Genomic DNA, 8,823 nt, shown 5'->3' on the forward strand with positions numbered 1-8,823 from the left:
ATGCTGCCGCTTCGCAGAACTGTTCGTCCAGTTTCTCCATCCGCCTAGAAAGCGCGCTTCCGCCCAGATGCCGACTGCCATTGCGGGGGGCTAGCGTGTATCCGCATCAAATTCCATTCCGTCAATGACGTTCGCGCATGATGGCCGCATTGAGCGTCTCGATCGGGACGTCCCCGGCAGCATCCAGCTCTCCACTACGGAGCCTTCGTCTCCTCTTGCGCCTTCTGCTTTTCCTTGTCCTTCTTTTCTCCGTCGTAATGCGACTTGATGGCGAGGAACATGCCCGTGCCCAACACGAGGAGCTTGAACGTACCGAAGATTACGGGGACCCAAAAATTCATCATTTCCTCAAAACGCTGCTTCAGCAGCATTGTTTACGACCTGTGGGCCGGCCTCTGCGCATCCAGGCACATCGGGCGCGGCGAGCGCCCATTTCCATACAAGAAGGCAGATTTTATAGAAAAATCCCATACAAGAATGGAAATTCTACCTCAGCTATCCATACAAATGCTTGAATCGTTTGATTTGTATGTCTTTCTGAGAGAGATTTTGCAGCAAAAAAACCATACATAAAGACAAGACATCTCTCCCGCGCCGCCACGGGGGGGCGGAGCCCATCGCCGCACGATTCCACCGCCCACCTGGTTGTCGGCGCTCATTCAATTTCATGCCTGCCAGGTCCGATGGTCGTGCGCGAAGCTGTCCTTGACACAGGCCGGCCCGACCAGCCACGCGGGCGCCAACTCCGGGCGTCCCAGATGGTAGCCCTGCAGCGCGTGCACGCCCGCCTGCGTGGCGGCGGCGACGTCAGCTTCGGTTTCGATGCCTTCCGCGATGACGCATGCGCTCAGGTCCGAGCACAGTGTCACGAAGTGCTTGAGCAGCGTCTGGGGCTGGCGCTTGCCTTCCGTCTGGGTCACGAAGGTCTTGTCGATCTTGACGATATTCGGGCGCGTTGCGGCCAGGAAGCTGATGGTGCTGTAGCCGGCGCCCATGTCGTCCAGGGCAATCCGGCAGCCCATCACGCGCAATGACAACAACAGATTGGCCGCCTCTTCGGCGTTGGTGATGGCGCTGGTCTCGGTGATTTCGAGCGTCAGGCGCTCGGCGATCCCGGGATTTCTCGCCAGATAATCCTGCAGGACGCGCCACCAACCGTCGTGCTGCAAGGACAGCGCCGATACGTTGGCTCCCAGGCAGATATCCGGGTGGCGTTCAAGCAGGCCGATGGCGGTCCAAAGCACGCTGCGGTCCAGTCGGGCGACAAGGCCCAGCCGTTCCAGCGCCTGGATGACGGGATAGCAAGTCGTGGCGGTGTTGCCGTCGATGCGACGCAGCAGGGCTTCGTGGTAGAGCGGCACCCGGAGGCTCGACGACACGATGACGGGCTGGAAGGCCAGGGTGACATGGCCGGAATGGACATCGTCGAAGAACGCCGTCGCCATGTCCATGTCGTTGCGAAACGCCGTGAGCCGCGCGTTCAGGGATTGGGTGGTTTCCGGCAGCGGGGGCCAGGCGTGAGCAGGATAGCGCGCCGTATCGAACGGAGACGCCTCCAGACAGGTCTCGGGCACCCCCAGGGTGACCAGTACCTTGAGCAGGATGCGGTGACCTTCGCACTCCAGCGGCTCGCAGGAGACGGCCGCCTTGATCCGCTCAAGCAGCACATCATCGTCGGGCGAGCAGGGCGGCGCGTGGTCCGCCAGCGTGACAACGGCATGTTGACCGATACGTGCAATGCGATGGGCGTCAATGCCGATGGCGGCCAGCCGTTCGGGCAATGCACGATCGATGGCTCGCTGCACGCAGGCAGTGCCGTAGGCCGCGAACAGATCGGGCAGGCCGTCAATATAGATGCACGCCGCGCGCACCGCCGTATAGGGCGCAAGCAGGATCGCCGACGGATTGCCATCGGTGGGGCGCATGGCGGCTTGCCCGGCTGCGAGGAGGTCGGGCACGGGTTCTTTCTGGCGGCCGAAGGTGTCATGACGCCGGCCGACGGAAGCGCCTTGGCGCGGTGTTCTTGAGATTGGGCGGGACTTCGTCGCCATGATTTCCTTTCGCTTGTAGTGGACCGCGGTGCGGCTTCTCCGGGTATGCCACTTCAGCGCAACGAAAAGGTCCGTGCTTTTGCCGAAAAATATGTAACCAGATAAATCGGCTCGGGTCCTGCGGGAGGCGGGCGCGTTCGATGTGGGCGCGCAATGAACCTTTTTTCGCGTCTCAAGTGGCATCCCAGGGCAAGCGGCTCGAAAGCACTTCCGACCGGGTCGCGATTCCACTGATTTCAAAGCGTCGCCAAGAGGGCAATCCATGTTCAGTACCCCGCTTCTGCCACCCCGTGCCGCGCCGTTGCGCTGGCTTGCGGCGCTGGCCATCATCCTTTTCTTCGGCGCGCCGTTACAGGCAGGTGCCGTAACGACGTGCACGCTCGCGAATGGCGGACTCTTTTCAGTGACGTTTCCCAGCGCGATCTCGGTGCCCCGCGATGCGCCGGTGGGAACGCTGCTGGCGACGGCCGATTGGACGGGAATGAACACCATCTATGCGTGCGATATCACGGCCAATTCGGTCGCGGGCATCGACATCCGCATCGTGGGGCTGACACAGACCAACGTGACGGTTCAGAACCCCGCCAATGGCGGCGGGACCTACAAGGTCCATGCGACCAACCTGCCAGGGGTCGGCATTGCGTTCTCCGGGCAGTTTGTCGTCGGGGGCTGCGGCCCGCAACCGCCGGCCGGACGGGTGGATATGACGGGAAACGGCGGATCGCGATGGCGGACCTGCGCCGGTCCGGACAACAATGGCCGGCAACCGTACGGCTTCAATGCGATGACCGCCATGTTGGTCAAAACCGGAGATATCCAGCCGGGCATGGTCTCCCTGCCCGGCGACGTGCTGCTGACGCGCCCCATCATGGGAGGGGCCGACATTAACAACCCCATCGTCAGCCCGGGGCCCAATGCGTCTTTTCGGGTCAACGCCGTAGCCGTCTCCGTGAAGAGTTGCACCACGTCGAACGTGACCGTGCCGCTGGGCCAGTACACAACGAAGTCGTTCAAGGGGGTCGGCTCGGAGACCCCCAGGGTCAAATTCTCGGTCCCTATCAATAACTGCCCTGCCGGGCTGCAGCGCATCGGGCTGCAATTCAGCGCGCCATCGGGCGTCGTTGACGCCAACAACGGCGTCATCGCCCTGAGCGCGGAGTCGACGGCGCAGGGGCTGGGGCTCAAGCTCGTCAGCGTGTCGAATGGCAAGCCGATGGCGTTCGGAGCGCCTGGGTATGAAGTCGCCCAGTACGCGCCGGCAACGGGCGGCTCCTACAGTGCGGACTTTTATGCGTCCTATGTCCAGACAGGGGCGGCTATCAAGCCAGGGACCGCGAACGGCACGCTGATTTTCACGTTGCTTTACCGTTAAGCCGCCCGGGGGCGGCCGGCCATTTCGCGCGGCGAACGCTGGGCGCGATGGCCGTTACAAATTAATCCGTTCGAGTCTGAGCCTTTTTGATCGGCTCAAGTGGCCTACCAGACAGAACCTGCAACGCAGAAGCAGCGACACGGGAGCGCTGCCCGGTTCTCTCCTCTCCTGGCTCACTATCCCTCATTGATATGAAGACTTCTCTTTATTCCGCTCTGTTCCTGGCTGTCGGCGCGCTGGCATCGCAATCGGCGTTCGCCGTCGACGGCACGATCACGTTCAACGGTTCGATCACGGACACCACCTGCAAGATCAACGGCCAGGACAATGGCGATTTCACGGTGACCTTGCCTTCCGTGTCGAAGACGCGCCTGGCCAATCCGGGCGCGACCGCCGGGCCCACGGCGTTCAGCATTTCGCTGACCAACTGTACCGGCTCCGCCACGAAGGTGTCGACGTATTTCGAGCCCGGCAGCACGGTACGCCCGAACGGCAATCTGAAGAACACGGCCGCGGGCGGCGCCGCCAACGTCGAGGTGCAGTTGCTGAACAAGGGGGACAACACGCCCATTGTTGTCGGCGCGGCCGCGGCGGCGCAGAACAGCGCGCCGGTCAACCTCACCGGCGGCAGCGCCACGCTGTCGTACGTTGCCCAGTACTTCGCGGCGGGCGCGGTGGATGCCGGCCCGGTCACCACCACGGTCACGTACACGCTGGCCTATCAGTAAGGCGGGCGCGCCGGCGCGGCGGGCGCTGCGCCGGCATGGTCCTCCAAGACGAAAAGAGTTGAGAAATCGTGCGTACTTTTCTGTTCCGTTCGTTGGCCTTCGCCGCCGCTGCGCTGGCCTCGATCAGTATTCCGGCCGTGGCGTCCGTCGTGATCTCGGGCACGCGTGTCGTTTATCCGGCGGGCGACCAGGAGGTCACCGTCAAGCTGTCCAACGAAGGCAAGACCCCCGCGTTGGTGCAGGTCTGGGCCGATAGCGGCGATGCGGACGCCGCACCGTCCGAGGCCAGCGCGCCATTCCTGATAACACCGCCCGTATCGCGCATCGATCCCGAGAAAGGCCAGACGTTGCGCGTGGCCTATACCGGGGAACCGTTGCCGCAGGACCGGGAGTCCGTCTTTTGGCTCAACGTGCTGGAGATTCCGCCGAAGCCGTCGGATGCGCAGACCGCCAATCATCTGCAGTTCGCGTTCCGCTCGCGGATCAAAGTGTTCTTCCGGCCTGGCCAGTTGCCGGGGCAGGCGGTCGATGCGCCGGCGCAAGCGGTGTGGTCGCTCGATGGCGAGGCCGGCGGCTATGTGCTGAGCGTGCACAACCCCAGCGCCTATCACGTGACGTTCACGACGATCCAGGCCGCCGCTGGCGGCGAAAAGGCCTTGTTCGATGACGGCCTGATGGTGGCGCCGGGCGAAACGCGCCGGGTGCCGCTCAAGGGCAGGCTTACGGCGCCGGCGGGCGTCCAGGTGCGCTACGAAGTCGTGAACGATTACGGCGGCCTCGTTACTGGCGAGGCCTCGACGCGGCCCCGCGTCATGCACTGATCCTTTTTCCCTGATTGATGTCGGATCACGGCGCGCTGTCGGCGCGTCGGGGAGCCGTGCGTCCTGTCGATGGCGGATTGCCGTGAAAACGAGAAAAACACAGAATGACGCGCGGCGCGTGCCGCACCCATGCCGCCTGGCGGCCCTGCTGGCTCTGGCAAGCGCGCAAGCGTTCGGGGCGGCCGAGGGCGAACCCATGCAGATGGCCGAGGTGGAATTCAATCCGCAGTTCCTCGTGAACCGCGGCGCGCCCGTGGACCTGGCCCGCTACAACCGCGGCAACGTCGCCGCGCCGGGTACGTATCGAGCGGATCTTTCCGTCAATGGCATGCAGTTGGGGAGCGTCCAGGTCATGCTCAAGCCGGTCGGCGCTCGCCACGGCAATGTGCTGCCCTGCTTTGATCGGGAGCTGCTCGAGCGCGCCGGCGTCGATTTGAATGCGGTTGACGCGCGGGCGGGCGGCGCGATTCCGGCTGCGGCGCCGGGCAGGGAGACGCCGCAGGCCTGTGCGCCGGTCGATGCCTGGGTGCCCGGCGCGACGGCGGCCTTCGATACGGGCGAGCAGCGGCTGGACGTGACGGTCCCGCAGGCGGCGATGAAGCGCCAGCCGCGCGGCTACATCGACCCGCGCTATTGGACGGACGGCGTGCCCGCCGGCCTGTTGCAGTACAACGCCAACTATTTCCGGTCCGACCAGCAGGGGCATGCGGTGTCGCAGGGATACCTGGGACTGTCCGGCGGGTTGAACGCCGGGCCCTGGCGCCTGCGCCATAGCGGCAACCTGACGACCGGCTCCGCCGCGGATTCGCGCTATCGAAGCGTGCAGACGAACGTGCAGCGCGCGATCCGGTCGATGGGCAGCCAGTTGGTGATGGGCGACGCGTACACGGACGGCGCGCTGTTCGACAGTTTCGGCTTTCGCGGCGTGCAACTGTCGACCGATGACAGGATGTTGCCGCAGAGCCAGCGCGGCTATGCGCCCCGCGTGACGGGTATCGCGCGCAGCAATGCCGTGGTGCGCGTGCGGCAGAACGGCAGCGTCATCTATGAAACCAACGTGGCGCCGGGGGCTTTCGTCATCGACGACTTGTATCCGATGGGATATGGCGGCGAGTTGATCGTCGAGGTCACGGAGGCGGATGGCAGCGTGCACCAGGCCAGCGTGCCTTATGCGGCGGCGGTGAATGCCTTGCGGCCCGGCGTGACCCGTTACGGATTGGTGGCGGGCGCGTACCGGGATCCCTTGATGCGGGGCGGTCGGCCCTATGTGATGCAGGCCACGCTGCAGCACGGATTCACCAACATGCTGACGGGTTATGGCGGCGTGATCGCCAGCCGCGATTACGCCGCGGGCATGGCCGGCGTGGCGTTGAACCTGGAGTGGGGCGCGGTGGGCCTGGACGCGACGCAGTCGCGCGCCGAGCTGGGCGCGCAAGGAAAGCGATCCGGTCACAGCGTGCGCTTGTCGTATAGCAAGCTGATCGCGCCGACCGACACCAATATCACCGTGGCGGCCTACCGTTACTCCAGCCGCGGTTATCTCGACCTGCGCGATGCGATGTCGCTGCGCCACGGCGACCGTGACGCCCGCCGCGACAGCGTCGACAGTCTCTCCGGCGGCAATCCGACCGGGGGATTCCTGCGCGGCCGTCTGCAATTGACGGTGAATCAGCAGCTGCCGTCGGGCTGGGGATCGTTCTACCTGAGCGGGTCTTCGCAGGACTACTGGAACCGCCCGGGCCGGGACACGCAGTTCCAGGCTGGCTACAGCACCAGCATCGGCCGGGTCAGCGCCGGCCTGTCGCTTGCCCGTCAGTACGATGCCTCATCGCAGCGCTGGGACAACGTGGCGATGCTCAACATCGGCATCCCCATCGGCAGCGGCGCGCGGCAGTTGTATGCCTCGACGAACGTGCAGAACAATTTCCGCGGCCGCACCGACGTCCAGCAGTCGGTCACCGGGGCGACGGGCGAGGACGGCGCCCTGACCTATGGCGTGAATGCGAGTCGCAGCCTGGGGGGCGCGGCAGCGTCCTCCGTGGCGGGGGGCAGCGCGGCTTACGCATCGCCCTACGCCACCATGGCGGCAAATGCATCGGGCGGACGTGGGTTCTCGCAGTATGGCGCCACGGTGTCGGGAGGCGTGGTGGCATATGGCGGTGGCGTCGTATTCACGCCCGCGCTGGGCGATACCGCCGTCGTGGTCGAAGCCCGGCATGCCGCCGGCGCGCGGGTGGCCAGCGGCAGCGGGTTGCGCATCGATCCCTGGGGCCGCGCGGTCGTCTCCAATCTGACACCGTTCGCCAGCAATGAAATCGAAGTCGATCCCAAGGGCCTGCCCTTGAGCGTGGCGCTGAAGTCGACCATTCAGCATGTGGCGCCGACCGCGGGCGCGGTCGTGCCGGTGACGTTCGAGACCGAGGGCGGCGGCCAGGCCGTGCTGGTGCGGGCGCGGCTGCCCGGCGGCGACCCGGTGCCGTTCGGCGCACGGGTCGTCGACACGGCGGGCGACGACGTCGGCACGGTGGCGCAGGCCGGCCGGCTGCTGCTGCGCAACGCGGCGGCGGGGGCGTCGACGTACCGGGTCGTCTGGGCGCAAGGCGAGGGCGGCCAATGCCGCCTGGCGGTGACGTTGCCGGCGACGCCGCCGGCGCCCGCCGCGCGGATGTGGACGGCCGTGGACAGTCGCTGCGAGTGAGCGACCGCCGTCGCCGGGCGTTGGCGGGCGGCGACGGTGACGGTGACGTCAGAACCGGTAGGCCGTTGTCAGCAGCACCGTTCTTCCTGGATCCTGGTAGATGCGTGTGGCCACGGCATGGCCGGCGTACAGGGTCCGGTCGAACAGGTTTCGCACGCCGAGGGTGGCGCTGAAACGGTCGCGACGGTAGAACAGGCTGACATCGGTGCGGGCCTGCCCCGCGATGCGGAAGTCGCCGAATCCCTGGCCGTCGCCGGTATATCCGCTCTGTACATACACGCCGGCGCCGAGACCCCAACCGCTCCAGGCCGGGTCCAGGAACGTGTATTTGGCCCACAGGCTGGCCATGTGCCTGGGTATGGGATTCACCTGGTTGGCCGCGGGCCGGAAGTCCGTGTACGTATAGCTGGCGACGGTTTGCCAGGCTGCCGTCAATTGACCCTGCAGGCTGAGTTCCAATCCTCGGCTTCTGCCGCTGTCAACCTGTCGGTACAGGGGAGAGTCCGGTATGGGTTCGAGGTAATGGTCGAGCGATGTCTGAAAAAGGGCAATGGACGCATTGAGCGGGCTGTCGGGCCAGTCGAACTTCATTCCCGCTTCGAGGGTCTTGCTGCGGATGGGCCGTACGCTCGCGGCGCCTTGCGCCGCGGGCTGGTAGGTGGAGAAGCCGCGCGAGTACGCGCCGTAGAGCGACATCGTGTCTGAGACGTCGAAGCTCAGGCCCAGCTTTGGCGTCCAGGCGCGCTCGGTCGGTCCGCCATCTTGCGGCAATTGATTCAGCGCAATCCCGGCCATCACATGCCAGCGCTTGTCCAGGGTCATGAAATCCTGGGCGTAGGCGCGCGAGGAGCGCAGCGGCGAATTGGACAGGCGCTCGATATTGGGCGTGATGTCCGAAGACGGGAACGGGACCCTGGGGGAGAAGACGTTGCCCGGGAAAAAATCTCCGGACGCGATCGTGGTGTCGACCGAGCTTGCGTAATAGGACAGGCCGGTCGTGACGTCGTGGGTGACGCGGCCGGTGTCGAACCTGCCCTGCAGATGGCCGTCGACGACGGTGTTGCGCTGGCTGCTGTCCTCGCGGAATGGCAGGTAGTAGGCCCCGCCCTGCGGATTGGCGGGCCCCAGCCGGGAGGCGGATTCCGTATGGCGC

General features: G+C 65.4%; 7 protein-coding genes. 4 read left to right on the top strand and 3 right to left on the bottom strand.

From position 1 onward, the window contains the following. Nucleotides 1-194 precede the first annotated feature (194 nt). Nucleotides 195-371 (bottom strand): hypothetical protein, encoded by a 177-nt coding sequence (locus tag AOZ53_RS34450; RefSeq protein ID WP_156333531.1) that lies wholly within the window; start codon nucleotides 369-371, stop codon nucleotides 195-197. A 294-nt stretch (nucleotides 372-665) separates the two neighbouring features. Continuing rightward, nucleotides 666-2,051, bottom strand: coding sequence for an EAL domain-containing protein (locus AOZ53_RS26245; protein WP_197286527.1), 1,386 nt, complete (start codon nucleotides 2,049-2,051; stop codon nucleotides 666-668). A 262-nt stretch (nucleotides 2,052-2,313) separates the two neighbouring features. On the opposite strand from AOZ53_RS26245, the gene AOZ53_RS26250 reads away from it, so the two are divergent. From AOZ53_RS26250 to AOZ53_RS26265, 4 genes are all read left to right on the top strand, one after another. Further along, nucleotides 2,314-3,423, top strand: coding sequence for a fimbrial protein (locus AOZ53_RS26250; protein WP_054428899.1), 1,110 nt, complete (start codon nucleotides 2,314-2,316; stop codon nucleotides 3,421-3,423). Nucleotides 3,424-3,614: 191 nt separating this feature from the next. Next, nucleotides 3,615-4,151, top strand: coding sequence for a fimbrial protein (locus AOZ53_RS26255; protein ID WP_054428898.1), 537 nt, complete (start codon nucleotides 3,615-3,617; stop codon nucleotides 4,149-4,151). 92 nt (nucleotides 4,152-4,243) lie between these two features. Next, nucleotides 4,244-4,972 carry a fimbrial biogenesis chaperone gene (locus AOZ53_RS26260; protein ID WP_231689720.1) on the top strand — a complete coding sequence of 243 codons (729 nt, stop codon included), beginning with the start codon at nucleotides 4,244-4,246 and terminating at the stop codon, nucleotides 4,970-4,972. A gap of 118 nt (nucleotides 4,973-5,090) precedes the next feature. Then, complete coding sequence (locus AOZ53_RS26265) at nucleotides 5,091-7,670, top strand: fimbria/pilus outer membrane usher protein (RefSeq protein WP_231690691.1); 2,580 nt, start codon at nucleotides 5,091-5,093, stop codon at nucleotides 7,668-7,670. Nucleotides 7,671-7,718: 48 nt separating this feature from the next. Here AOZ53_RS26265 and AOZ53_RS26270 read toward each other — a convergent pair. Continuing rightward, nucleotides 7,719-8,823, bottom strand: a 1,105-nt coding sequence (locus tag AOZ53_RS26270) for a TonB-dependent siderophore receptor (protein ID WP_156333532.1), incomplete at its 5' end; no start/stop codon positions are given.

It is taken from the genome of Achromobacter sp. 2789STDY5608621 (assembly GCF_001299375.1).
In the GTDB taxonomy this organism is placed as follows: domain Bacteria; phylum Pseudomonadota; class Gammaproteobacteria; order Burkholderiales; family Burkholderiaceae_B; genus Achromobacter; species Achromobacter insuavis.